Raw genomic sequence first — 23,765 nt, forward strand, 5'->3', positions numbered from 1 at the left:
CATGGCGAGCGCCGCGCCCCCGATCCTGTTCGCGCCCGTCGCCGCGCGTGACGTCGCCGGCTGGGCGGCGGCGGGGCAGCTCTATGCGCTGGTCGATGGCTGTGTCTCGCCCGACATCCCGGCCATGGCCGAGCAGGCCGGGCAGGGGCGGGCGGCCTGCCTCTATCTCGGCCGCGCCGCGATCAACTATCGCGAGCAGGCACCCTATCTGTTCCGCGTCGACCCCGCCCAGGCAGAGGCGCTGGCGACGCGCTTCGACGGCCAGCCCTGGGGCGTGTTCCTGATCTCCAGCGCCGGGTTCGACGCGACCCGGCGACACCTGCGCCGCTTCCTAAAGGTCCGCTCGCCCGAAGGGGCGGGCTGGCTGTTCCGCTTCTACGACCCCCGGCTGCTGCCCGCCTTTCTGCGCAGCTCGACCCCGGACGAGCTGAACGCCTTTTTCGGCCCGGTCCGGGCCTTCCTGACCGTCGATGCGCGCGGCGAGGGGATGATGGCCTATCGCGCGCCGGAGATCGTCCGCGCCGCGCCGCGCGCCGCCGTCGGCGCCCGCCACCGGATCAGCGAGGCGAACGTCGCCGCCTTCCGTCGCCGCGCGCTCGGCGACCGGATCGCGGCGAGCTTCGAAGGCACCCCGCAAAAGGCCCGGCGCGAGCCGCAGTCGGACGATGTGCTGGTCACCAATCCCGATGGCGGCGTCATGCGGCTGGGCTTCGGCGCGAGCGGCATGCTCGACCGCGTCATCAGTCCGCTCGGTCGGCAATGGCGGGTGGCGAGCAACGAAAGGGGGCAGCTCAAGGGGGTCAAGCTCCCTTCGGGCTTGGAACTCGGCCTCGACTATGACGACGCCGGAGACATCACCCATGTGTCGCGCGGCGGCGAGACGCGGTTCCGCGCGGGCTATGACGACCAGCACCGGCTGACCCGCATCGACTTCCCGGACGGCAGTTTCTCGGGCATCCGCTACCGCGACACCGGCATCGAGGCGACGCGCGACACGCGGGGCAGGTTCATCGCCGCCCAGCGCGACCGGGTCGGCCGGGTCGAGCGCTACGACTATGACGGCGACACGCTCGTCGCGATGGTCGACGGCAACGGCAATGCCACCCGCTTCGACTATGGCGCGGGCGCGCGGCCCGAGGCGCTGGTCCAGGCCGATGGCCGCCGCGAGGCCTATGCCTTCGATCCCGCCGGCCGGCTCCAGCAGATCACCCGCGCCGACGGGCATGTGCTCGACGTCGTCCAGGACGAGGCTGGGCGCGTCACCCGGCTGGCCACGCCCGACGGGGACGTCGCGACCTTCACCTATGACGAGAAGGGTCAACTCGTCGCCGCCAGGAACGGCGATGCCACGCTTGCCTGGGCCTATGACGAAGGCGGCCGGCTGATCGAGGAGCGGCAGGGCGACCAGAGCGTCGCCTATGTCTATGACGATGTCGGCACGCTGACCGGCCTGACCTATCCGACCGGCGAAACGATCCGCTACACGCGTGACGCCGACCTTCGTTTGTCTAGCGTCACCGACTGGGCCGGGCGGCGCCACGCGATCGACTATGCGCCGGAGGACGCCGGCTGGCGCCTGACTTCGCCCGAAGGGCTGGCCACCAGCACCTTCCACAATCCCGTCGGCCTCACCACCGGCGTCCGCGTCGAGGCGGCGGGCAAGCCGGTGTTCGAGCAGGGCTTCGCCTGGGACGGCGACGACCGGCTGGCCGAGCAGCGTGATACAAGGCTGGGCGCCACCCGCTTCGGCTATGACGCGGAAGGCCAGCTCCTCGCGGTCGAACGCCCGAACGGCGCGAGCGAGGCCTTCGCCTATGACGGCGCCGGCAACCGCGTCTCGGGACCCGCCGGACCGGCGCAGTTCGACTCGCTGAACCGTCTGATCGGGCAGGGGAACGAGCGCTTCGACTATGACGGGCGCGGCAACTGCATCGCCCGCAGCGGCGGCGCGCAGGCCTGGCACTATGCCTATGACGGGTTCGACCGGCTGGTGCGGGCCGAGGACGATGGCGGCCGGCTGGTCCGCTTCGGCTATGATCCGCTGGGCCGGCGGATCTGGAAGGAAGTCAGCCAGGGCGGCACCCAGCGGATCACCCGCTATGTCTGGGCCGGCGAGCAGCTGATCCGCGAAGTCGAGCAGGTCCATGGCGAGGGTCGCGACTGGCAGGGCGGCGGCCCCGAGCGTGCCCGCGACTATTGCTACTGGCCGCAGACCTGGAAGCCGCTGTTCCTGCGCGAGGGCGGCGCGATCCACCAATATCATTGCGACCCGCTGGGCGTGCCGATGCGGCTCACCGATGCCGCGGGCAAGGTGACCTGGGAGGCCGAACGCAGCGGCTTCGGCGCGATGGCCGCGCTGCCCGGCGGGATCGAGCAGCCGCTGCGTCTGCCGGGCCAGTATCACGATGCCGAGACCGGCCTCCATTACAACCGCTTCCGCTATTACGACCCGGCGCTTGGCCGTTATCTGAGCCGCGATCCGATCGGCGTGGCGGGCGGGCTCAATTTCTACGCCTATGCCGGCAATGATCCGGTCAACCGTGCCGATCCGACGGGCCTGTGGTGGAAGGCCGCGCTGGCGATCGTCGCGGCGGTGGCGGTGGCGGCGGTCGTCGTCCTGACCGCGCCGATCTCGGGGCCGTTGCTGATCGTCGCCGCCGGCGCGGCGGCAGGTGCTGCGGGCGCGATGGTCAACGAGGCGCTCAACCAGAAGGAGTTCTGCCTCTCCTGCATCCTGCTCGCCGGCCTGAAGGGCGCGGTGGTCGGCGCGATCGCATCGGTGCCGTTCCTGTTGCTGCCCGAGATCGCCGGGCTGGGCGCGTTCATTGCGGCAGGCGCTTCGAGCGGGTTCATTGGCTATGCCGCCGATTGGGGCATCGACAATCTCACCGGCAAGCCGCGTCCGTGGAGCTGGAAGGACGCGGCGATCTCGACCGGCCTGGGCGGCGCCTTTGGTGCTGCGGGACGCTATATCAGCGGCGGCCGCACGGGCACCGGCAGAGGCGTGGTGCCCGAGGAGACGGCACCGGTCGCCCCGCGCGCGGCGACCGCGGCGGACGTGGCGGAATCGCAGGCCGCGCTGGGCCGGGCGAACACCGCCAAGGCGGGGCTCACCAAGAAGGAATATGCGGTCAAGACGACCTCGTCGAACGATGCGAAGACGCTGAGCGGCTGGAAGCAGCCCCGGCCCGAGGGGTTCGACGGCGCGACGGCGCAGCAGGTGCAGAACAAGGCCGGCCAGATCGGCCACGAGCTCGAGCCGCATCCCTTCGACAAGGATTTCCCAGGCCAGTACAATGCTTCCCATGCGGAGAAGCAGATGTCTGTGCTCAGCCCGGATCACCCGATCGGCGTGTCCAAGCCGATGTGCGCCGATTGCCAGGGCTATTTCTCCAAGCTGGCCCAGCACAATGGCGCCGACCAGGTCGTCACCGACCCGAACGGCACCTGGATCTTCAAATCGGACGGCTCGGTGCTGAAGCCGGGCGATCCCAAGCCTTGAACAAGAGGACTGAATGGCAATCCAAGACAGTATCGCAGCGGCCCGGGACGATCTCGCGCGCAATCCGGAGGGCGCGCTGTCGCTGGGGCGCCGCACGGCGATCTGGCGCGATCTCGCTGCGCTGGCTGACGCGCGGACCGGCTATGTGCGCCGGGTGCGGCTGAACGATGCCTGTGTGCGGCACGTGCTCGGCCGCTGGGAGGAGCGTTTCCCGGGAGACGCCGGTGTCAGCCAGATGCTGGACATCGCCGCGCAGCGTGTCGCGGGCACGATCGAGGACGAGGCTGCCGGCGACGCGCGGGACCGTTTCTATGTCGAGGTCGTCGAGAGCCGTAGCTATCCCGGCGACGCTTCCGCGATGTTCGTCGGTCTCGCCGCCGCCAACACCGTCATGGAAGCGCGGATCGAGGACAATGAGGACGCGATCCCGGAGGCGGAGGATGACGAGCAGCTCGATCCCGAAGCCTATGACACCAGCTATATGTGCGCATCGGCGGCGGCGCGCGGCCTGAACGGCCGGCCCTCCGACGCAGCGGCGCGGCGGGCGTTCTGGAGCTGGTATCTCGATACGGCGATCCCGCAAGTCTATGGGATCTGACGGGGCACGGGCCCGGCCGCGGCGATGCGGCTAGGCCCGGTCTCCGGATCAGGCGTCGATCACTTCCTGGCGCTGCTCGCCCAGGCGCGCGATGCCGAGCGCGACCCGGTCGCCCTTGTGGAGCCAGACATTGGGGGTCTGGCCAAGCCCGACGCCCGGCGGCGTGCCGGTGGTGACGATGTCGCCCGGCTGCAGGCTCATGAAGCGGCTGAGATAGGAGAGGATGAAGGCGGGACGGAAGATCATCGTCGAGGTCGAGCCGTCCTGGTAGCGCTTGCCGTTGACCTCCAGCCACATGTGCAGGTCGCTGGTGTCGCCCACCTCGTCCGCGGTGACCAGCCAGGGGCCGATCGGGCCGAAGCTGTCGCAGCCCTTGCCCTTGTCCCAGGTGCCGCCGCGCTCGAGCTGGAAGGCGCGCTCCGACACGTCGTTGCAGACGAAATAGCCGGCGATCGCCGCTTCGGCCTGGGCCTCGTCGACATAGCGGCATTCGCTGCCGACGACGAAGGCGAGCTCGACTTCCCAATCGAGCTTGGTCGCGTCGCGGGGCTTCACGATCGGATCGTTGGGGCCGGATAGCGCGCTGGTCGCCTTCATGAAGATAATCGGCTCTTCGGGAATCGCGGCGCCGGTCTCGGCTGCATGGTCGGCATAGTTGAGGCCGATGCAGAGGAACTTGCCCGGGCGCGCGACGCAGGGGCCGAGGCGCGGATCGCCCTCGACCAGCGGCAGGCTCGCCGGGTCGATCGCGCGGAGCCGGTCCAGGCCCTCGGGGGTGATCGTGCTGCCGTCGATGTCGGAGACGATCCCGCTCAGGTCGCGGATATTGCCCTCGGCATCGACGAGGCCGGGCTTCTCGTTGCCGTTGGGGCCGAAGCGCAGCAATTTCATATCAAGGCTCCTTCAGGATGCGGAATCAGTTGGTCCAGCCGCCATCGATCACATGGATCTGGCCGGTGGTGAAAGCGGACTCGTCCGAGGCGAGATAAAGGGCGAGGGCGGCGACCTCCCCGGCCTGGCCCAGCCGGCCCATGGGCTGGCGCGCGACAAAGGCGGAGAGGGCGGCTTCATAGTCGCCGGTGGCGCGCAGCCGCTCGTGCAGCGAGGGGGTCTCGATCGTGCCCGGGCAGATCGCGTTGCAGCGGATGCCCTGACCGACGAAATCGGCCGCAACCGCCTTGGTCAGGCCGATGACGCCCGCCTTGGTGACGCCGTAGGCGAAGCGGTTGGGCACGCCCTTTATCGAGCTGGCGACCGAGGACATGTTGACGATGCTGCCGCCGCCGCGCGCGATCATCGCGGGCAGGGCGGTGCGGATGATCCGGTACATGCTGGTGAGGTTGAGGTCCTGGGCCAGTGCCCATTGCTCGTCCGTGCAGTCGAGGATCGTCCCGCCCGGCACCGCGCCGGCGCAGTTGAACAGCACGTCGAGCGGGCCGGCACTCCCCAGCGCCTCGGCAATCGAGGCTTCGTCGCGCACGTCGAGCCGCGCGGTCCGGCAGCCGGTGAGGTCGGACAGGCCGTCGAGGTTGACGTCGGTCGCCCATACGGTGGCGCCTTCTGCGGCGAAGAGCTCCGCGGTCGCCCGGCCGATACCCTGCGCCGCTGCGGTCACCAGCGCGGTCTTGCCCGCCAGCCGGCCTGCCTTGGTCATTCCTTGTCTCCGTCAGAGCTTGTAGACGCGTGCCGCATTGGCACCGAAAATTGCCTCGCGCGCACGGCGGTCGCAGCCGGCGAGGAGGGTGTCCGTGATGGCGACCCAGCCGGCATGGCTGCCGGCCAGGGTCAGCACCGGCCAGTCGCTGCCCCACAGGATCCGGTCGGTGCCGAAGCTGCGCGCGACATGGTCGAACCAGGGGGCGAGGGTGGCTGCATCGGCATGCGCCGGCGCCTCGGTGAGCAGACCGGACAGCTTGACCGTCACATTGGGCATGCCGGCCAGCGCCGAGATCGCGTCGAGCCACGCATTGTCGGGCGCATCGCCGATCCGCGGCTTGCCGAAATGGTCGAGGACGATCGACAGGTCGGGATGCAGCGTGGCCAGGACAAGGATCGCGGGCAGCTGCTCCGTGCGGACCAGCGCGTCGAAAACCAGGCCGTGCGCCGCCATAGCGTCCAGGCCGGGACGCACGGCATCGCCGAGGATCCAGTCCGGGTCGTCCAGGTCCTGCAGCATCGGGCGAAGGCCGAGGATCTTGGGCGTTCCCGCCAGCGCGGCGACACGCGCCGGTGCGTCGCTGGCCGCCAGGTCGGCCCAGCCCACCACGCCGGCGATCCACGGGCGGGTCTCGGCATGGTCGAGCAGGAATGCGGTCTCGGCCTCGCTCGGCGCCGCCTGGACGAGGATCGCGGCGTCGATGCCGTGCGCCACCAGCAGCGGGGCGAATTCCTGCGGCTCGTAATCGCGATAGAGGATGCCGGCCGCCGGGGTCAGCCAGCCATAGTCCCCGCGCGCCGGTCGCCAGAGGTGGAAGTGCGAATCGATACGCATCGTCAGCGCTCCGCCGGGATCGGCGCGTCTTCGGCGATCAGGCCTGCCTCGCGCAGGTCCAGCCAGAATTGCGGCGGGATGCGGAACGCGTGCAACCCGATCGTCTCCTCGACCTGCCGCGGCGCACCCAGGCCGAGCAGCACGCTCGCCACGGCGGGATGGGCCAGCGGGAACTGCAGCGCGGCGGCGGCGAGCGGCACGCCATATTCCCGGCAGACCGCCTCGAGCCGGACGACGCGCGCCACGATCTCGGCGGGCGCCTCGCCATAATCGTAGCGCAGCCCGGTCCCCGCCGCGGTGCCGGTCGCGAGGATGCCCGAATTATACGCGCCGCCGATGACCACCGCGACCTGCCGTTCGAGGCAGAGGGGCAGGAACTCGGCCAGCGCACCCTGCTCGAGTAGCGTATAGCGGCCGGCGAGCAGCATCACGTCGAGGTCCGCCGCGCGCAGCGCGTCGAGCCCGACTTGCCACTCGTTCGCGCCGACGCCGAAGCCGGCGATCGCGCCCTCGTCGCGCAGCCGTTCCAGCGCACGGAAGCCGCCGCCCTTCGTCAGCTGGTCGAAATAGCGCGCATTGTCCGCGCCATGCGTCCGCGTCCCGATGTCATGGACATAGAGCAGGTCGATCCGCGCCAGGCCGAGGCGCTGCAGACTGTCCTCGTACGAGCGCAGGACGCCGTCATGCGAATAGTCGAAATGGCGCTCGAAGGGCAGCGGCGAGCGAAAGCCCTGCCGCTCGCCATCGCCCCGCAGCGCCGGATCGGCGCGCAGCAACCGCCCGACCTTGGTCGACAGCACCACGCCGGCGCGCGCGCGCAGCGTATCGCCGGTCCGTCGCTCGCTCAGCCCATGGCCGTAATGCGGGGCGGTATCGACATAGTTCATCCCCGCCGCGAGCGCATGCTCGAGCGTGGCGCGCGCCTCGAGGTCGGTGATCGGCTGGTAGAGATTGCCGAGCGGCGCGGCGCCGAACCCGATCTCGCTGACTTGGATCTTGGCGCGGGGAATCGTCCGTGTCGGAATCATGCCGGGGGCTGCTCATCGAGCGCGAAGATGCGCGTCATCGGCAGCCATTTCGGGCTGCCGGATGCGATCGGGCGCTGATAGGCGTCCATCTCGGCTTCCCATTGGTCGACGATCGGCTGGACGTCAGGGTCGGAAGGAGCGAGACCCTCCGGCGCGATCTCGGCGAGCATGACCAGGCGGTTGGAAACGCGCCAGATCTCCATCTCGCGATAGCCGCGCCGGCGGATGTCGCGCACGATCTCCGGCCATACCGATCCCGGCGCGTGGCGCGCCTCATAGGCGGCGATCAGGTCCGGATCGTCTTCCAGGTCGAGGGCGAACAGGGCACGCGTCACTTGGCCAGTCCTTCACGAAGTCGCAGCACGGCAAAGCCCAATACGCCGGCAAAGGCGAGCATCGGAACCAGCATCATGTGGTGGACGCCGCCGATCCGCTCCGAGACCAGGCCCATCAGCGGCGGGAACACCGCGCCGCCGATGATCGCCATGATCAGGAAGGCCGCGCCGCTCTCGGTCTCCTCGCCCAGCCCCTCGACGCCGAGCGCGAAGATCGTCGGGAACATGATCGACATGAAGAAGCTGGTCAGCCACAGCGCACCGACCGCGGGCATGCCGGTGGCGAAGGCAGCGAAGCCGCAGAGCAGCACATTGGCCACCGCATAGACGGCGAGCAGCCGCGCCGGCGCGATCCGCTTCTGCAGGAACGCACCGCTGAACCGGCCGATCATCAGCATCCCCAGGCTCGCGGAAAGCAAGAAGGCGGTGGCCTGCTCGCTCAGCTGGGGCGCCTGGCTCTTGGCGAAGTCGATGAAGAAGCTCCACACGCCGACCTGGGCGCCGACATAGAGGAACAGCGCGAAGATCGCCGCGCGCAGCCGCGGGTGGCGCAGCACGGCGAACAGCGGGCGGCCGGTGCCGGCGGTCTTCTTCGCCTGTTCGAGCACCGGGAAGCGGGTAAGCGCGATGAGCAGCGCGAGCAGGCACACCGCCACGCCGATCGCGACATAGGGCCCCTGCACCGCGGTCGCCGCGGCGGACCGCCAAGCGGCACGCTCGGCCGGCGCCATCGCGGCGATCTGCGCCTGGGTCCGTTCGTCCGAGGAGAAGATGAAGAGCCCGCCGATGATCGGGCCGATCACCGCGCCGATCCCGTAGAAGGATTGGGCCAGGTTCAGCCGCGCGGAGGCGGTCTGCGGGGCGCCGAGGATCGTCACATAGGGGTTGGACGCCGTCTCGAGGAAGGCGAGCCCGATCGCGATCACGTAGAGCGCGGCGAGGAACAGGCCATATTGCTCGGTGGCCGCCGCCGGATAGAAGAGGAAGGCGCCGCCCGCATAACAGGCCAGCCCGATCAGGATCGTGTTCTTGTAGCCCAGGCGCCGGATCAGCAGGCCGGCGGGAATGGCGGCGCAGAAATAACCGACATAGAAGGCGAACTGGATCAGGCTCGCTTCGGTGCGGGTGAGGTCGAGCGCCTTCTGGAACTGGCGGATCAGCACGTCGTTGAGCGCGGCCGCCAGCGCCCAGGAGAAGAACAGCGTGGTGACGAGCGCAAAGGCGACCGCATAGCGGCGCTCGATGATCGGCGGTGCGGCTGTGGACGCGCGACTGGCCATTACAGGTTCCTCCCCCGGCAAGGCCGGATATGCTCTTTTATAATTGCGTATTTAAAATACAAGTTCATAGGAAAAAACAAGATAGGGATGCCTTGATGATCGCCACTTCGACCAGTGATTTCCGCCGGGCGGCGCAGCGGCGGTTGCCGCGCTTCCTGTTCGACTATGTCGATGGCGGGGCCGGGGCGGAGCTGACATTGGGGCGCAACCAGGCCGATCTGGAGACGCTGACCATCCGCCAGCGCGTCCTTCGCGACGTGAGCGAAGTCGACCTGTCCTGCACCCTGTTCTCCCAGCAGCTCGCGCTTCCGCTCATGCTCGGGCCGGTCGGCCTGACGGGCATGTATGCGCGCCGCGGCGAAGTGCAGGCCGCGCGTGCGGCTGCGGATCGGAACATACCCTTTTGTCTCTCCACGGTATCCGTCTGCGCCCTGGACGAGGTCGCTGCGGCATCCTCAAGGCCGATCTGGTTCCAGCTCTACGTCATCCGGGACCGGGGCTTTATGCGGGACCTGCTCGCCCGCGCCAAGGCGCAAGGCGTGGACACGCTGGTGTTCACGGTCGACATGCCGGTCCCCGGCCCACGCCGCCGCGATGCGCATAGCGGGCTCTCCGGTCCCTGGGCAGGCACAAGGCGCCTCCTGCAGGCGGCGGGCCGGCCGGGCTGGGCATGGGACGTCGGCGTCCGCGGACGGCCGCACATCCTCGGCAATGTCGCGCCGGTGCTGGGCGAGGCGAGCGGGCTCGAGGATTTCATGGGCTGGCTCGCCGCCAACTTCGATCCCACCGTCCAGTGGCGCGACCTCGAATGGATCCGCGAGGCCTGGGACGGTTCGCTGATCATCAAGGGCATTCTCGATCCCGAGGATGCGCGGGATGCGGCGCGGCTCGGTGCGGACGGCATCGTCGTCTCCAACCATGGCGGGCGCCAGCTCGACGGCGCCCTCTCGACCGCCCGCGCGCTGCCTTCCGTGGCGGAAGCGGTCCGGGGGCAGCTCGCCGTGCTGGCGGATTCGGGCATACGCTCCGGGCTCGACGTCGTGCGGATGCTGGCGCTGGGGGCCGAGGGCGTGCTGCTCGGCCGGGCATGGGCCTATGCGCTGGCCGCGGCGGGGGAGGCGGGCGTGGCGCGCCTGCTCGACCTGTTCGCCGCAGAGATGCGCACCACCATGGCACTGGCCGGCGCGCGCACGATCGCGGAGATCGATTCCTCGCTGCTCGACAGGCGCTAGAGCGATCCCGCCTTCCATTGCCGTCATCCCCGCGAAAGCGGGGACCGATCTCCTGCATGCGCCACCCGATCCGACAGCCGTTGCGGTCGTGGCATCTCCCCGAGATGGGTCCCCGCTTTCGCGGGGATGACGGCAGGAGAGCGGGATAGCGGTGGAAATCAGCCAGCGCGCTCGTGACCTTCGGCCCCGGCTTTTGCCGGGGAACAGCCAATCAGGCCGCCTGGCCGCGCCCCGGGCGATACTGGTAGCGGGTCAGCGTTTCCGGCTTCATCTCGATCGAGAAGCCCGGGCGCTCGGGCGGCATATAGGCGGCCGAGCGGATCACGCAGGGATCGAGGAAATGCTCGTGGAGATGGTCGACATATTCGATCACCCGGCCATCGCGCGTGCCGGCGAAGCAGAGATAGTCGATCATCGCGAGATGCTGGACATATTCGCACAGGCCGACGCCGCCGGCATGCGGCCACACCGGCAGGTCGTATTTCGCCGCCATCAGCAGCACCGCCAGCACTTCGTTGACGCCGCCCAGGCGGCAGGCGTCGATCTGCACCACGTCGATCGCGCCGCTCATGATGAACTGCTTGAAGAGGATGCGGTTCTGGCACATCTCGCCGGTCGCCACCTTGACCGGCGCGATGCCGGCGCGGATCCGGGCATGGCCGAGCACGTCGTCCGGGCTGGTCGGCTCCTCGATGAAGAAGGGCTTGGCGAAGGCGAGGGCGTTGACCCATTCGATCGCCTGTTCGACTTCCCAGACCTGATTGGCGTCGATCATCAGCGTGCGATCGGGGCCCAGCACTTCGCGGGCGATCCCGACGCGGCGCACGTCGTCCGCCAGGTCGACGCCGACCTTGAGCTTGATGTGGCGGAAGCCGGCGTCGATCGCCTCCTGCGCCAGGCGGCGCAGCTTGGCGTCGTCATAGCCGAGCCAGCCGGCCGAGGTGGTGTAGCAGGGATAGCCCTCGGCGCGGAGCAGCGCGATCCGCTCCTCCTTGCCGGCGGCGCGGGCCTCGAGCAGCGCGAGCGCCTCGTCGGGCGTGATGCAGTCGGTGATGTAGCGGAAGTCGATCGCCCCGACGAGCTCGGCCGGCGACATGTCCGCTACCAGCTTCCATACCGGCTTGCCCTCGGCCTTCGCCCAGAGGTCCCAGACGGCATTGACGATAGCGCCCGTCGCAAGATGGATCGCGCCCTTGTCGGGGCCGATCCAGCGCAGCTGGCTGTCGCCGGTGATATGGCGCCAGAAGGCGGCCGGCTCGGCCCGGATCGTGTCGAGCGACTGGCCGACCACCAGCGGGCGCAGTGCCTCGATCGCCGCCACGCAGACTTCGTTGCCGCGGCCGATCGTGAAGGTCAGGCCATGGCCGCTCAGGCCGGGGGTGTCGGTCTCCAGGATCACATAGGCGGCGGAGTAATCCGGGTCGGGATTCATCGCATCCGAGCCGTCCAGCGAAAGGCTGGTCGGGAATCTGATGTCCAGCACGCGCAGGCCGGTGATCACGGTCATTGGCGATTTTTCTCTGTGACGGGAGGAAACAAACATCGGGTGCGATTGGAGACTTTCCATATTGACCCTAGTTCATTTTGTATATGGAAATATGATTTCTAGATGAAATCGGATGTTTCTCCTCTCGTGACGAGCGTGAGGCACAGGTACGCGGCTGCGGGGCGGGCCCGCCAAATTCCATTGTCGTCGATCCAGGGCGCGGGCGCCATCCGTCGCGCGACATCGCATGTCGCCAGGCGGGTTTGCTGCCCGGCGTGCGGCGCCGCGGGCCTAGCCGGCCTTGCGGCTCCGGCGCACGCGCTTCGGTTCCGGCACCGAAAGGCTCGGCACTACCGGCGCCTCCTCGCGGTCGTACCAGCCGAGCACGGTCGATATGTCGAGCGCCGCGGCCTTCAGGAGTGCGAGCGTCTCCTCCAGCGACAGGTGCGGCGCATCGTCGATCACCGCCAGATACGGGATGGTGAGCGCCGCGACCACGCTGCCGTTGAAGCCGAAGATCGGGCAAGAAAGGTCCGAAACCCCGGCGAGGCGCGAGCTGGCGATCGATTCATAGCCCTGGGCGCGTACCGTCGCCAGTCGCTTGGCCAGCTTGCTCGACGGCGCTTCGCCAAGCACTTCCTCGCGCCGCGCCTCGTCCATGAATGCCAGCAGCACATGGCCCGAGCAGCTGTTCTCCAGCGGGATCTCGGTGCCCAGGCGCACGGCGAACCCGGTCGGGCCCGAGCTTTCCTGGCGTGCGACGATCAGCCCGCGGCTCTCGTTGACGACCGCGAGGTGGCAGGACTGCATCGTCGCCACCGCCAGGTCGTGCATGCGCGGCGCGGCGACATAGGTCAGCTCCTGCGCCGGCGTGGCGCGGTGGGCGAGCTCGAGCAGCTTGTAGGTGACGCGGTAGCGGTCGCTCGCGGCATCCTTGTGCAGCCATCCCCGCCGGTCCAGCGCGACGATCACGCGGAACAGCTCGCTCACCGAGCGGCCGAGGCGCTGCGATATCTCGGTGATGGTGAGGCCGAACGGCTCGTTGCCGAGCAGCTCGATCACGTCGATGCCCTTCTCCAGCGCGGGCGCGCTGTAGTTGGGCGATGCGGACTTGTCGTCCGACTGGCTAGTCTTTGCGGCCGGCTTGCGCTGCGATGCGGGCTTGGGGGGCATCGGGGGACGCTAGCGTAGCGGAAACGGCTTGTCATGCCTTCCGCGCATGGGCGGTGCGAGTGCTGCCATCGGTCAGAGGTCCGAGAGTTCCGCGACGAAGTCATAGGCGTCGCCGCGATACCAGGACTGGGTATATTCGACCGGCCGGCCGTCGCGCAGGAAGCCGCAGCGCTCGATCAGCAGCCCGGGCGTGCCGGCATCGACATGGAGCAGCCGCGCCTGGGCTGCGGTGAACGGCACGGCGCGAAGCCGCTGCAGCGCGCGCACCGGGCGGTGGTCGGTGCGGGCGAGGGCGGCATAGAGCGATTCGGAAACCTCGTGCACGTCGTCCAGGCAATAGGCGGGGACGGTCGAGAACTCGATCGCCATCGGTGCGCCGTCGGCGATGCGGACGCGGTGGAACCGCATCACCGGCGCGCCGGGGGAGAGGTTGAGCTGCATCGCCTCGGCGGGCGTGACGATGCCCTGGGCACGCAGGATCCAGCTGCTGCTCGCCACTTGCCCGCGCGCCGCCATCTCCTCGGAGAAGGAGCTGATCCGCGAGAAATTCTGTTCGATGCGGCGAGTGACGGTGGTGCCCGCGCCCTGCTTGCGCGACAGCAGCCCGTCTTCCGCCAGCTCGGCGATCGCCTTGCGGATGGTCATGCGCGACAGGCCATATTCGGCGGCCAGGTCGCGCTCGGCGGGCAGGGTGGCGCCGGCCTCTAGCCGCCCGTCGCGGATCGCCTTGCGCAGCAGCTCGGCGAACTGGGCATAGAGCGGCTTGCGGCCATGCGCGACGAGCGCGCCCAGCGAAGGACGGCTGTCCTGACGACTCACGGGAATCGGCTCGCCGGGCTCGGGCCGGAAGAGACCAATCGACTCGGCGGGCTGCTCCTGCGGGAGCGGTTCCGCGCGCATCGCCATGGTCAGCGCAGAGGCATCTGTGTCGTACATTTATCCTCTCATCCGGCTCGTCCTGCCCGGCGCAACATACTGGGTTGAGGGCCAAATGACACGCTTAGTTTTCATATACAAAATATATTTGCAAAAACTGTTGCACGATTGGTTCCCTCGTGGTTACACAATGGTCCTCAGGCGCCCCGAAGCCCGGATTCGCAAAAACCGGTCGGGAGAGGCGCTCCAGACAATCTGTATCCGCAGGAAATCCGGGCTGACGTGGGTCAGCCCTGCGATGCAAGCGAGGGGGGTTTGATAGATGAATCTACGACTCAAGTTCCTGATCGGCACGGCGTTCACCTGTGCTGCCATCCCGGCCTATGCGCAGGATTCGGTGCCTTCCCAGCAGGAAGGCGAGATCGTCGTCACGGGTATCCGCAAGAGCCTTCAGGACGCGATCGAGACCAAGAAGCGCGCCGATTCGATCGTCGACGTGATCAGTGCCGAGGATGTCGGCAAGCTGGCCGACAGCAACGTGGCGGAGTCGCTCTCGCGCCTGCCCGGCGTCACCGTCGACCACCAGTTCGGTGAGGGCGAGCAGCTCTCGATCGCGGGCGTCGAGCCGGCGCTCAACCGCCTGACCATCGACGGCCATTCGGTCGCCTCCGCAGACTGGGGCGGCAACCCCTCGGATCGCTCCAGCCGCTCGTTCAACTATTCGCTGCTCTCGCCGACGATCATCAGCCAGGCGGTCGTCTACAAGACCCCCGAGGCACGCCTCCAGGAAGGCGCGATCGGCGCGAGCGTCGACATCGTCACCCGCAAGCCGCTCGACCTGAAGCCCAACACCGTCGCGATCACCGGCGGCGGCGAGTATAACAGCCGTGCCAAGCGCGGCAGCTTCCGCGGCTCGGCGCTCTACAGCTGGCACAATGAGGACGGCACGATCGGCTTCCTCGGCGCGGTCAACTACGACAAGGAGCAGCTCAGCCGCGCCGGCTCGGCGGTCTATTGGTATCGTACCGGTGATGCCCTGCTCGATCGCTATCCGAAGGATGCCAACGGCAACATCATCTACGGCGCGGACGGCCGCGTCACCAGCGGTCCGACCCTCAACGGCCAGCTGCCCAATGCCGCGATGATCGCCGAGTTCAGCAAGGCGCGCGTCGCCTCGTTCCTCGCCCGCGAATTCTTCAAGCAGGAGCGCGAGCGCATCGGCTTCTCCGGCGCGCTGCAGGTCCGCCCGGCGGACAACCTCACGCTCACCGGCACCGCGCTGGTGATCCGCGGCAACTACGACAATCTGTCGAACTCCCAATATACCTATGGCTATGAAGGCTCGCTGCTCCAGAGCGCGACCTATGCCGACGGCATGGTCACCTCGGCGACCTTCGCCGGCCTCCCCGCCGGCAGCACCGGCGCCACTGGCCAGCTCGACACCAACTTCCGCCGCACCCGGGTCAAGAACGACTCGCTCACCCTGATGCTCGACTGGAAGCCGGGCGACTGGGTGATCACCGCGAACTTCGGCGGCACCCGCGCCTCGGGCGGCAAGGACCCCGAATATCTCCTCGATTTCCGCACCCAGCAGGGGTTCACCTCGGGGACCAACGGCAAGGACACGCTGGTCAACTGGCAATATCCGGCGAGCGACCCGTCGCACTGGCTGGGCAACTACACGGCGCTCGGCGGCGAGAACCAGAGCGAGCCGGCGGTGCTCGCGGCCAATGGCGGCAGGCCCTTCTTCGGGCGCCAGATCGGCGGCATCACCTTCGCCGAGAAGACGCAGGATCGGGAGCTGTTCGGCCAGGCGGACGTGTCGCGTGCCGTCAATCTCGGCCCGATCAACAAGATCCTGTTCGGCGCGCGCTTCGCCAGCCACAACAACAGCAACACTACCTATGGCGGCGCGGCGTTCACCAACCAGAACTTCACGCTCGCCGATCTCAACCCCTATGTCCTCGACAGCAACCTGTTCGACGGCCTGGGCGTGAGCGGCAACGGCACGCCCTATGCCACGCTCGACGCTGACGCGATCCGCGCGACGCTGGAGAAATACGGCACGATCAACGTGAACCGCGGCCTCTCCAAGGACCAGTATTTCCACGTCAAGGAGACGATCGTCTCCGGCTATGTCCAGGCCAATTTCGAGGCCGGCCGTTTCCGCGGCAATATCGGCGGCCGCTACGTCTTCACCCGCGACCAGTCGCAATTCTACGTGCAGAGCGGCGGCGTGTTCGCGCCGACCCAGGTGACGACCGACGACAACCGCTTCCTGCCGGCCGCCAACCTGATCTTCCAGGCCGGCGAGAATGTCGTGCTGCGTGCCTCGGCGGCGAAGGTGATGGCGCGGGCGCGCTATTCGGATCTCGCGGGTTCCTTGTCGCTGGATGACACCACCCGCTCGGGCAGCGGCGGCAATCCGGACCTGAAGCCCTATGCGGCGACCAATTTCGGCCTCTCCGCCGAATGGTATTTCGCTCCGGCGAGCTACATCTCGGGCGAGGTCTTCTACCGCGACGTGTCGAACTATATCGGCAACGCGGTACAGGACGGGGTCAGTCTCACCAACACGGTGACCGGCCGCACGCTGGAATATTCGATCTCGCGGCCGGTCAATGGCGGCAAGGCGAAGGTCACCGGCTTCTCGCTCACCGCGAACGCCAATCTGTTCTGGGGCTTCGGCATCCAGTCCAACTACACCTTCACCGATGCCGATACCGGCTCGCCCACGGGCCTGCCCTATCTGTCGCGCGACACCTTCACCCTCGTCCCCTATTTCGAAAAGGGGCCGTTCCAGGCGCGCGTGAGCTTCAACCGGCGCTCGAAGTATTTCTACCGCTTCGGCCGCCAGCAGTCGCAGGACTATACCGACGGCTACAGCCAGCTCGACGCCTCGCTGTCGTACAACATCACCGACAAGCTCCAGGTCAGCGCCTCGGCATCGAACCTGCTCGACGAGACCTATTACCAGTACAGCTCGGATCCGAAGTTCCCGACCTCGGTCTACAAGAACGGGCGCGTCTACTCGCTGAGCGCTTCGTTCCGCATGTAAGCCTGTTTCCGGGCGCGGTCGCCTCTCCCGCGCCCGGTTCCCTCCGTTTTCCCGAGGTGCCGATGGTCTCCAAGATCGGCACCCAAGCCTCGCCGCCCGTGGTCTGCTACGGGCGGCTTCTTTGTGCCTGGGGCTATTCGGAATAGTTGGTGAAGACGAGGTCCGCCTGCTTGTCGATCGCGTCCAGCTTGATGTGGCAGGCGAAGCAGGACTGGGTGAGCGCGACATTCTGGTCGGCCACGCCCTTCTCGAACTGGCCATAGCCCCAGCCGCCGGTCGCGGCATAGCGTTTCGAATCCTTCACGCTCACCTGCACATTGGTCGGCGCACCCGCCACGAACGACTGGGGCGCCGGGAAGACGCTGTCGTTGCGCGGCGACGACTCATATTGCCACGCCACGCGGACGATGATCGCGCCATCTGGGAAGGGGCGGATGTTCTTGCGAAAGGCCTTCATCGCGATGTCGTTGCCCAGGATGGCGCGGATATCGTTGTTCTTGCCCGCCTCGTGCGCGACGCTGATCACCTGCCAGTCGCGATAGCCCTTGGGCAGCTCGACGCCGAACACCGGCGAGCGCTGGGGCTGCTGCTCCTGCCTGGGCCAGCTGGCCGCGACCCCGAAGACCAGGGTCGCGAGCGCAAGGCCGGCAGCGGAAAGACGCTGCATCTTCATGCCGCTCACCCCGCCATCTTGGCGACGTCGAGCACCGCCTTGGCGAAGGCGGCCGGGGCCTCCTGCGGCAGGTTGTGGCCGATGCCGCCGCTGATCAGCCGGAACTCATAGGGGCCGGTGAACTTGCCGCGATACTGCTCGGGGGCGGGGTGGGGCGCGCCATTGGCGTCGCCTTCCATCGTGATCGTCGGCACCGTGATCACCGGGGTGGTCGCCAGCTTGGCCTCGATCGTATCATACTTCGCCTCGCCCTGGGCCAGGCCCAGCCGCCAGCGATAATTATGGATCACCAGCGCGACATGGTCCGGATTGGCGAAGGAGGCGGCGGTGCGCGCATAGGTCGCATCGTCGAAATTCCACTTGGGCGAGGCGAGCTGCCAGATCAGCTTGTTGAACGCATCGGTGTTCTTGGCATAGCCGGCCTCGCCGCGCGCGGTGGCGAAGTAGAACTGGTACCACCATTGCAGCTCGGCCGCCGGCGGCAGCGGCGCGGCATTGGCGGCCTGGCTGCCGATCAGATAGCCGCTGACGGAGACCAAAGCGGTGCAGCGCTCGGGCCAGAGCAGCGCCATGATGTCGGCGGTGCGGGCGCCCCAGTCGAAGCCGGCGACGATCGCCTTCTTGATGCCCAGCGCGTCCATCAGCGCGATCCCGTCCATCGCGATCGCGGCCTGCTGGGCGTTGCGGAAGGTGTCGGCCGAGCGGAATACGGTGCTGCCATAGCCGCGCAGATAGGGGACGATCACGCGGTAGCCGCGCGCGACCAGCAGCGGCGCGACTTCGGCGAAGGCGTGGATGTCATAGGGCCAGCCATGGAACAGCAGCACCGCCGGGCCGGTCGCCGGGCCCATCTCGACATAGCCGATGCTGAGCGGGCCGGCATCGACCTGCTTGACCGGGCCGAAGGAAGCCGGGGCGGGCGCGCCGCCGCGCGAGGCGCTGGCGGCCTGGGCGGTGACGGCGCCGCCGAGCAGGGCGGCGATGGCGGCGGCGCCATGGACGAAGCCGCGGCGATCGGTGACGGTTTCGGGCATCAGGTTCGACATGATCGGTCCTTTCGGGGCAGCGTGGGTACCGGTCCGAGATAGTCCAGCCCGGCACCGGCCGCCCGTTAATCGCTATGATCTGCTGTGAGCGGCGGTCCGCTCCGGGCGGAAACTAACAGCGTCTAACTGGCAACCACTCTGGCACGCGCGCCATAAGCGGCAATACGCCCTGTGAAGCTGGAAGACCGATGCCCCAATTCAGTCCGGCGACGGAATGGCATGTCCGCGATGCCGAGAATGCCTGGAACATGCGCAACCTGGATGCGCTGCTGCTCAGCCACACGATCGATTGTCAGTGGCGCAACCGGGTGACCTTCCTGTGGGGACGCGAGCAGATTCGCGGCTTCCTCGACCGCCAGTTCCGCCGCGCGCTCGACCTGCGGGTGCTGCACGAGCCCTGGTCGGAAAGCGCCGGGCGGCTCAGCGTCCGCTACGCCGCCGAATTCCACAGCGACAGCGGCACCTGGTTCCGCGTCTATGGCAATGAAGAGATCGAGCTCGACCATGCCGGCCTGATCCGCCGCCGCCTCACCGCCGCCAACGAACACCCGATCCAGGAACGCGAACGCGCCCTGCGCTGGCCGGCAGGGCCAAGGCCGGCCGACCATCCGAGCCTGACGGAACTGGGGTTTTAGCCAGAATCTCCCTCTCCCCTTCAGGGATCATCAGGTCGGCCATGCCCCCGGCATGGCCTAAACAGCGCGGGGCGCTGTTTACCTGATGATGGCCGGGGAGAGGGGCAAGGCCGCACCCTCCCTTCAATCGTCATCCCCGCGAAGGCGGGGATCCAGAGTCACACGCTGTGCGCTGGCGGCTTGCCTTGGAATCTCCGTCTGGCATGTGCTCGATTTCTTCGTTCGTCCTCCCTTACCCTGGATCCCCGCCTTCGCGGGGATGACGAAGACAGAAGCTACCTCGCCTCAGCCCCCCACAAACTCCATCCCCCGCGTCTCGCGCAGCAGTCCCGCCGCGACCAGCACCAGCACATAGGCAACCGAAACATAGATCCCGATCGAATGCGCGATCCCATATGCCGCGATGCTGCCGCCCACCGCGAACGGCGCCAGCCCGGCCACGCCGCGCCCGACATTGTAGCAGAAGCCCAGTCCCGAACCGCGCAGCCGCGTCGGGTAGAGCTCGTTCAGCACCGGGCCGATCGCGCTGTACAGCCCCATGGCGAACAGCCCCAGCGGTGCGCCGAGCGCGAGCAGCATCGCGTCGGAGACCGGCAGCTCGGTCGCGGCCAGCACGGTGACGATCCCGCCGGCGGCGAACAGCGCGAGTGTCGCTCGGCGTCCGATACGATCCGCAAGCGTCGCGCCGAGCGCATAGCCGGCCAGCGATCCGCCGACGAGCATCGCCATGTGCGTGGCGGCTTGGGCGTTGGTCATCCCGCGCTCGAGCTTCAGCATGGTCGGCCACCAGGTCGCCAGCGCCCAATAGCCGCCATGGGTGCCGATCGCGAGCAGCGAGCCGCGCAGCGTGTTGCCCAGCATCGGGGCTGCGAAGATCCGGTGCCAGTCGTCGGCGCCCGGACAGGCCAGGAAGGTCGCGGACTCGTGCAGGCGCTTGCGGACGAGGAAGATCGCACCGGCCATCGGCAGGCTCAGGAAGAAGGCCGCGCGCCAGCCCGGCTCGGGCGGCAGCAGCGCGATGGCAAGGGTGGAGCTCGCGGCGGCCAGCCCCCAGCCGACCGCCCAGGCGCTCTGCGCGGTGCCGACCAGCTGGCCCCGCGTCGCCGCCGCGGCGATCTCGCCCATGAACACTGCGCCCACCGCCCATTCGGCGCCGAAGCCCACGCCCTGGATCACCCGCGCGACGAGCAGCTGCTCGTAATTCTGCGCCAGCCCGCAGGCCATGGTCGACAGCGCCATCCACAGGATCGTCGCCTGCAGCACGCGGACCCGGCCGAGCCGGTCGGAGAGTAGTCCCGCCAGCCAGCCGCCGGCGGCGGAGGCGACCAGGGTCACCGTCGCGAGCAGTCCGCCGGCCGAAGGGGAGAGGTGCCAGAGCGTCAGCAGCACCGGCAAAGTGAACGAGTAGAGCTGGATGTTCATGGCGTCCATGCTGAACGCCGCATAGGTGGAGCCGAACGCGCGGCGGCCGTTCGGATCGAGGTCGCGATACCAGCGCGGTGCCATCATCGGCGTACGAATGTTCCGGTGTCCATTTCTTCCTGAACCACATCTTGAACGATCGTTCCAGTACATTATCTCCCCTGCATGGCACGTCCCCGCGAATTCGATGTCGATACCGCCGTCCAGGCCGCTGTGGAGGTTTTCCGCGAGCATGGCTTCGAGGGCGCCTCTGCGCAGATGCTCGTCGATGCGATGGGGATCGGTCGGCAGAGCCTCTACGACACGTTCGGTGACAAATGGGGCGTCTATCTCGCTGCGGTGAAACGCTATTCGCAGGAAGAGGTGCGCGCCCATACCGATCTGCTGGCGAGCCGCGACCGGGCGATCGAGGGTATCCGTGCGATGTTCGATCGGGTGGTGGCGGAGGCGGACAGCGCCTGTCTCGGCGTCGGCTCCACCGTGGAGTTCGGTTGCAGCCGGCCCGATCTGGTCAAGCTGCGCGAGGCTTCGTCCGCCACGCTGGTCCGCGCGATGAAGGGGGCGCTGGCGCTGGCCCGCGAGCAGGGCGATGTCGCCGCCGATCTCGACATGGACAGCCTCGCCGCCTTCCTGATTACCACCATCTCCAGCATCCGCCTCGCCGCGCGCGCCGGTGCCGGTTCGGCGCAGCGCTCTGCCCTGGTGGATCTTGCGATGCGCGCCCTGCGCTGAGTTTTTTTGACAAATTCTGGAATGATCGTTCAATATAGGAGTCTGCATATGAAGACCGTCGTCATGATCGCAGTTGGTGGCCCGGAAGTTATTGATATTCTTGAATTACCTGAGCCCGTACCGAGCCCGGGGGAGGTGCTGGTCGAGATTGCTGCCGCCGGTGTAAACTTCATGGACATCGGCGTCCGCAACGGCATGGCCTGGCACGAGCTCCCCTTGCCCCGCGCCCTCGGCGTCGAGGGGGCGGGCAGGGTGCTGGCGCTGGGTGAGGGAGTGACCGATCTGGCGGTCGGCCAGCGGGTCGCCTGGGTCTATGCCCCGGGCAGCTATGCCGAGCGCCTCGCCATCCCCGCCGCCGCGCTGGTCCCCATCCCCGACGACATCGACGACCGCACCGCCGCCTCGCTGATGATGCAGGGCCTCACCGCCAGCCACTTCGCCACCGACTTCTACCCGGTCCAGCCGGGCGACGTCGCGCTGGTCCATGCCGCCGCCGGCGGAGTGGGGCAGCTGCTGACCCAGATCGTCAAGCTGCGCGGCGGCACGGTGATTGGCCGGGTCTCGAGCGAAGCCAAGGTCGCGGCGGCCAGGGCAGCCGGGGCCGACCATGTCATCGTCGATGCCGAGGGCGATTTCGCCGCCGAGGTGCTGCGGCTGACCGGGGGCGAGGGCGTGCATGTCGTCTATGACGGCTCGGGTCCGGCGACCTTCGAGGACTCGCTGGCGTCGCTGCGCCGCTCGGGCACCTTCTGCTGGTTCGGCCCGGTGCTGGGCGGGCCCGGCCGGATCGACATCATGAGCCTGCCGCGCAGCATCAAGATCGGCTACGCGACCTTCTTCGACCATATCCACACCGCCGCGCTGCTACGCGCCCGCACCGCCCGGCTGTTCGACTGGGTGCGTCAGGGCAAGCTGCGGATCGCCCCCGCGACCGACTATGCGCTGGCCGATGCAGTGCAGGCGCATGCGGCGATGGAGAGCCGGTCGAGCACCGGCAAGCTGCTGCTCATCCCCTGAGCAAGGCTCTTCCCCAAGTGGCGGCGGCGGTTCATGATATGCGACGGACCGCCGCCGACGAGCGACCGTTGCTGCGTCGATAATCTTCGCTTTTGCGCGACGTCTCCTAATATGAACCCGCGACGCGGGGATTGGGTCGATGAACAAGCAGCACGACTATTATCAGGCTCGCGCCGCGCGCCAGCGCGAGATGGCCGAGCAGTTGAGCGGGTCCGCGCGCGAGCAATATCTGACGCTTGCGGCGATGTACGAGGCGCTGGCGACCGAGCCGAAGAAGCCGGATGGGCAGCCGCGCGAGGCGAAAGTCCACGAGCCCGAGCCCGAGGAAGACGAGCAAGCCTATCTGCAGCGCCGCGCCCGGGAAGAACGAGCCCGCGCCTCGAACAGCGACGATCCCGCGGTGCGCCGGATCCGCTTCGAGATGGCCGACGAATATCTCCGCCGCGCGGAGGCCGCCAAGGTCGCCTGACCGTTGGCATCGGGGCGGGCGCTTCCCATCTTGCCGGGAACACCGACAAAGGATTCCCGATGCCCCGTCCCCTGAAGATCGATTTCGTCTCCGACGTCTCCTGCCCCTGGTGCATCATCGGGCTGAAGGGCCTGGAGGAAGCGCTGGCGCGGACCGAGGGCGTGGTCGATGCGAAAATCCATTTCCAGCCCTTCGAGCTCAACCCGAACATGGTGCCCGAGGGCGAGAATATCGGCGAGCATATCGCCAAGAAATATGGCTCGACGCCCGAGCAGTCGGCGGCGAACCGCCAGATGATCCGCGACCGCGCGGCGGCGCTGGGCTTCACGATGAACGGCTCGGCCGACAGCCGAATCTACAACACCTTCGACGCGCACCGGCTGCTCCACTGGGCGGAGATCGAGGGCATGCAGGCGGCGCTCAAGCATGCGCTGTTCGAGGCCTATTTCACCGAGCAGAAGGACCCGTCGAACCAGGACGTGCTGGTCGCCGCGGCCGAGAAGGCCGGGCTGGACGGCGCGGCAGCCCGCGAGGTGCTGGCCTCGGGCCGCTATGCCGACGAGGTCCGCGCGGCCGAACAGCTGTGGCAGAGCCGCGGGATCAACTCGGTGCCGGCGATCGTGATCGAGGACAAATGGCTGATCTCCGGCGGCCAGCCGCCCGAAGCCTTCGAGAACGCGCTGCGCCAGATCGCGGCGGAGGTGGCCTGAGG

Annotated in this window: 21 protein-coding genes; 9 read left to right on the forward strand and 12 right to left on the reverse strand. The window is 68.1% G+C overall.

Annotated features, from left to right (window positions below):
• Nucleotide 1 precedes the first annotated feature (1 nt).
• Both J2W22_RS11815 and J2W22_RS11820 read left to right on the forward strand, forming a co-directional pair.
• Complete coding sequence (locus J2W22_RS11815) at nt 2-3,502, forward strand: DUF4123 domain-containing protein (protein ID WP_307118454.1); 3,501 nt, start codon at nt 2-4, stop codon at nt 3,500-3,502.
• A 13-nt stretch (nt 3,503-3,515) separates the two neighbouring features.
• Nucleotides 3,516-4,100: an Imm5 family immunity protein gene (locus J2W22_RS11820; protein WP_307118455.1), complete on the forward strand. Its 585-nt coding sequence runs from the start codon at nt 3,516-3,518 to the stop codon at nt 4,098-4,100.
• Between the two features lie 48 nt (nt 4,101-4,148).
• On the opposite strand, the gene J2W22_RS11825 is transcribed toward J2W22_RS11820, so the two are convergent.
• The 6 genes from J2W22_RS11825 to fucP are packed head-to-tail and all read right to left on the reverse strand — an operon-like array spanning nt 4,149 to nt 9,234.
• Nucleotides 4,149-4,991 carry a fumarylacetoacetate hydrolase family protein gene (locus J2W22_RS11825; RefSeq protein ID WP_307118456.1) on the reverse strand — a complete coding sequence of 281 codons (843 nt, stop codon included), beginning with the start codon at nt 4,989-4,991 and terminating at the stop codon, nt 4,149-4,151.
• Between the two features lie 25 nt (nt 4,992-5,016).
• Nucleotides 5,017-5,754 carry an SDR family oxidoreductase gene (locus J2W22_RS11830; RefSeq protein ID WP_307118457.1) on the reverse strand — a complete coding sequence of 246 codons (738 nt, stop codon included), beginning with the start codon at nt 5,752-5,754 and terminating at the stop codon, nt 5,017-5,019.
• Nucleotides 5,755-5,766: 12 nt separating this feature from the next.
• Nucleotides 5,767-6,591, reverse strand: a complete 825-nt coding sequence (locus J2W22_RS11835) for an amidohydrolase family protein (protein WP_307118458.1) — start codon at nt 6,589-6,591, stop codon at nt 5,767-5,769.
• A gap of 2 nt (nt 6,592-6,593) precedes the next feature.
• A complete protein-coding gene (locus J2W22_RS11840) occupies nt 6,594-7,619 on the reverse strand; it encodes an aldo/keto reductase (protein WP_307118459.1) in 1,026 nt (341 codons plus the stop codon).
• Nucleotides 7,616-7,954 (reverse strand): L-rhamnose mutarotase, encoded by a 339-nt coding sequence (locus tag J2W22_RS11845; protein WP_307118460.1) that lies wholly within the window; start codon nt 7,952-7,954, stop codon nt 7,616-7,618. The genes J2W22_RS11840 and J2W22_RS11845 overlap by 4 nt, the downstream gene beginning before the upstream one ends.
• Nucleotides 7,951-9,234 carry an L-fucose:H+ symporter permease gene (gene fucP, locus J2W22_RS11850; protein ID WP_307118461.1) on the reverse strand — a complete coding sequence of 428 codons (1,284 nt, stop codon included), beginning with the start codon at nt 9,232-9,234 and terminating at the stop codon, nt 7,951-7,953. The genes J2W22_RS11845 and fucP overlap by 4 nt, the downstream gene beginning before the upstream one ends.
• A 95-nt stretch (nt 9,235-9,329) precedes the next feature.
• Here fucP and lldD point away from each other — a divergent pair, with 95 nt between their 5' ends.
• Nucleotides 9,330-10,466: an FMN-dependent L-lactate dehydrogenase LldD gene (gene lldD / locus J2W22_RS11855; RefSeq protein WP_307118462.1), complete on the forward strand. Its 1,137-nt coding sequence runs from the start codon at nt 9,330-9,332 to the stop codon at nt 10,464-10,466.
• A 211-nt stretch (nt 10,467-10,677) separates the two neighbouring features.
• On the opposite strand, the gene J2W22_RS11860 is transcribed toward lldD, so the two are convergent.
• From J2W22_RS11860 to J2W22_RS11870, 3 genes are all read right to left on the reverse strand, one after another.
• Nucleotides 10,678-11,973, reverse strand: a complete 1,296-nt coding sequence (locus tag J2W22_RS11860) for an L-fuconate dehydratase (protein ID WP_307118463.1) — start codon at nt 11,971-11,973, stop codon at nt 10,678-10,680.
• 270 nt (nt 11,974-12,243) lie between these two features.
• The gene (locus J2W22_RS11865; protein WP_307118464.1) at nt 12,244-13,125 is read right to left on the reverse strand and encodes an IclR family transcriptional regulator; all 882 of its coding nucleotides are present in this window, start codon (nt 13,123-13,125) and stop codon (nt 12,244-12,246) included.
• A 72-nt stretch (nt 13,126-13,197) separates the two neighbouring features.
• Nucleotides 13,198-14,061 (reverse strand): GntR family transcriptional regulator, encoded by an 864-nt coding sequence (locus J2W22_RS11870; RefSeq protein WP_307118465.1) that lies wholly within the window; start codon nt 14,059-14,061, stop codon nt 13,198-13,200.
• Between the two features lie 262 nt (nt 14,062-14,323).
• On the opposite strand from J2W22_RS11870, the gene J2W22_RS11875 reads away from it, so the two are divergent.
• A complete protein-coding gene (locus J2W22_RS11875; protein WP_307118466.1) occupies nt 14,324-17,059 on the forward strand; it encodes a TonB-dependent receptor in 2,736 nt (911 codons plus the stop codon).
• Between the two features lie 133 nt (nt 17,060-17,192).
• On the opposite strand, the gene J2W22_RS11880 is transcribed toward J2W22_RS11875, so the two are convergent.
• Both J2W22_RS11880 and J2W22_RS11885 read right to left on the reverse strand, forming a co-directional pair.
• Entirely contained in the window at nt 17,193-17,732 is a 540-nt protein-coding gene (locus tag J2W22_RS11880; protein ID WP_307118467.1) for a cytochrome P460 family protein, read from the reverse strand.
• Between the two features lie 5 nt (nt 17,733-17,737).
• Entirely contained in the window at nt 17,738-18,778 is a 1,041-nt protein-coding gene (locus J2W22_RS11885) for an alpha/beta fold hydrolase (RefSeq protein ID WP_373422971.1), read from the reverse strand.
• A 188-nt stretch (nt 18,779-18,966) separates the two neighbouring features.
• On the opposite strand from J2W22_RS11885, the gene J2W22_RS11890 reads away from it, so the two are divergent.
• Nucleotides 18,967-19,413, forward strand: coding sequence for a DUF1348 family protein (locus J2W22_RS11890; protein WP_307118468.1), 447 nt, complete (start codon nt 18,967-18,969; stop codon nt 19,411-19,413).
• A gap of 285 nt (nt 19,414-19,698) precedes the next feature.
• Here the strand turns inward: J2W22_RS11890 and J2W22_RS11895 are convergent, their stop codons facing one another.
• Nucleotides 19,699-20,922 (reverse strand): MFS transporter, encoded by a 1,224-nt coding sequence (locus J2W22_RS11895; protein WP_307118469.1) that lies wholly within the window; start codon nt 20,920-20,922, stop codon nt 19,699-19,701.
• 78 nt (nt 20,923-21,000) lie between these two features.
• Here J2W22_RS11895 and J2W22_RS11900 point away from each other — a divergent pair, with 78 nt between their 5' ends.
• The 4 genes from J2W22_RS11900 (at nt 21,001) to J2W22_RS11915 (ending at nt 23,763) form a co-directional block, all read left to right on the forward strand.
• On the forward strand, nt 21,001-21,567 hold the full coding sequence (locus tag J2W22_RS11900; protein ID WP_307118470.1) for a TetR/AcrR family transcriptional regulator: 567 nt from the start codon (nt 21,001-21,003) through the stop codon (nt 21,565-21,567).
• Between the two features lie 48 nt (nt 21,568-21,615).
• Complete coding sequence (locus J2W22_RS11905) at nt 21,616-22,584, forward strand: quinone oxidoreductase family protein (protein WP_307118471.1); 969 nt, start codon at nt 21,616-21,618, stop codon at nt 22,582-22,584.
• A 139-nt stretch (nt 22,585-22,723) separates the two neighbouring features.
• Nucleotides 22,724-23,053: a hypothetical protein gene (locus J2W22_RS11910; RefSeq protein ID WP_307118472.1), complete on the forward strand. Its 330-nt coding sequence runs from the start codon at nt 22,724-22,726 to the stop codon at nt 23,051-23,053.
• A 59-nt stretch (nt 23,054-23,112) separates the two neighbouring features.
• Entirely contained in the window at nt 23,113-23,763 is a 651-nt protein-coding gene (locus J2W22_RS11915) for a DsbA family oxidoreductase (protein ID WP_307118473.1), read from the forward strand.
• Nucleotides 23,764-23,765 lie beyond the last annotated feature (2 nt).

Source organism: Sphingomonas kyeonggiensis (assembly GCF_030812785.1).
In the GTDB taxonomy this organism is placed as follows: domain Bacteria; phylum Pseudomonadota; class Alphaproteobacteria; order Sphingomonadales; family Sphingomonadaceae; genus Sphingomonas; species Sphingomonas kyeonggiensis_B.

Bases quoted from the DNA above. Each gene is read 5' to 3' on its own strand.
- J2W22_RS11885 (WP_373422971.1), bottom strand. From the start codon at position 18,778: ATGTCGAACCTGATGCCCGAAACCGTCACCGATCGCCGCGGCTTCGTC.
- lldD (WP_307118462.1), top strand. From the start codon at position 9,330: ATGATCGCCACTTCGACCAGTGATTTCCGCCGGGCGGCGCAGCGGCGG.
- J2W22_RS11860 (WP_307118463.1), bottom strand. From the start codon at position 11,973: ATGACCGTGATCACCGGCCTGCGCGTGCTGGACATCAGATTCCCGACC.
- J2W22_RS11880 (WP_307118467.1), bottom strand. From the start codon at position 17,732: ATGAAGATGCAGCGTCTTTCCGCTGCCGGCCTTGCGCTCGCGACCCTG.
- J2W22_RS11820 (WP_307118455.1), top strand. From the start codon at position 3,516: ATGGCAATCCAAGACAGTATCGCAGCGGCCCGGGACGATCTCGCGCGC.
- J2W22_RS11870 (WP_307118465.1), bottom strand. From the start codon at position 14,061: ATGTACGACACAGATGCCTCTGCGCTGACCATGGCGATGCGCGCGGAA.
- J2W22_RS11825 (WP_307118456.1), bottom strand. From the start codon at position 4,991: ATGAAATTGCTGCGCTTCGGCCCCAACGGCAACGAGAAGCCCGGCCTC.
- J2W22_RS11875 (WP_307118466.1), top strand. From the start codon at position 14,324: ATGAATCTACGACTCAAGTTCCTGATCGGCACGGCGTTCACCTGTGCT.
- J2W22_RS11895 (WP_307118469.1), bottom strand. From the start codon at position 20,922: ATGATGGCACCGCGCTGGTATCGCGACCTCGATCCGAACGGCCGCCGC.
- J2W22_RS11830 (WP_307118457.1), bottom strand. From the start codon at position 5,754: ATGACCAAGGCAGGCCGGCTGGCGGGCAAGACCGCGCTGGTGACCGCA.
- J2W22_RS11865 (WP_307118464.1), bottom strand. From the start codon at position 13,125: ATGCCCCCCAAGCCCGCATCGCAGCGCAAGCCGGCCGCAAAGACTAGC.
- J2W22_RS11815 (WP_307118454.1), top strand. From the start codon at position 2: ATGGCGAGCGCCGCGCCCCCGATCCTGTTCGCGCCCGTCGCCGCGCGT.
- J2W22_RS11910 (WP_307118472.1), top strand. From the start codon at position 22,724: ATGAACAAGCAGCACGACTATTATCAGGCTCGCGCCGCGCGCCAGCGC.
- J2W22_RS11905 (WP_307118471.1), top strand. From the start codon at position 21,616: ATGAAGACCGTCGTCATGATCGCAGTTGGTGGCCCGGAAGTTATTGAT.
- J2W22_RS11840 (WP_307118459.1), bottom strand. From the start codon at position 7,619: ATGATTCCGACACGGACGATTCCCCGCGCCAAGATCCAAGTCAGCGAG.
- J2W22_RS11900 (WP_307118470.1), top strand. From the start codon at position 21,001: ATGGCACGTCCCCGCGAATTCGATGTCGATACCGCCGTCCAGGCCGCT.
- J2W22_RS11835 (WP_307118458.1), bottom strand. From the start codon at position 6,591: ATGCGTATCGATTCGCACTTCCACCTCTGGCGACCGGCGCGCGGGGAC.
- fucP (WP_307118461.1), bottom strand. From the start codon at position 9,234: ATGGCCAGTCGCGCGTCCACAGCCGCACCGCCGATCATCGAGCGCCGC.
- J2W22_RS11890 (WP_307118468.1), top strand. From the start codon at position 18,967: ATGCCCCAATTCAGTCCGGCGACGGAATGGCATGTCCGCGATGCCGAG.
- J2W22_RS11915 (WP_307118473.1), top strand. From the start codon at position 23,113: ATGCCCCGTCCCCTGAAGATCGATTTCGTCTCCGACGTCTCCTGCCCC.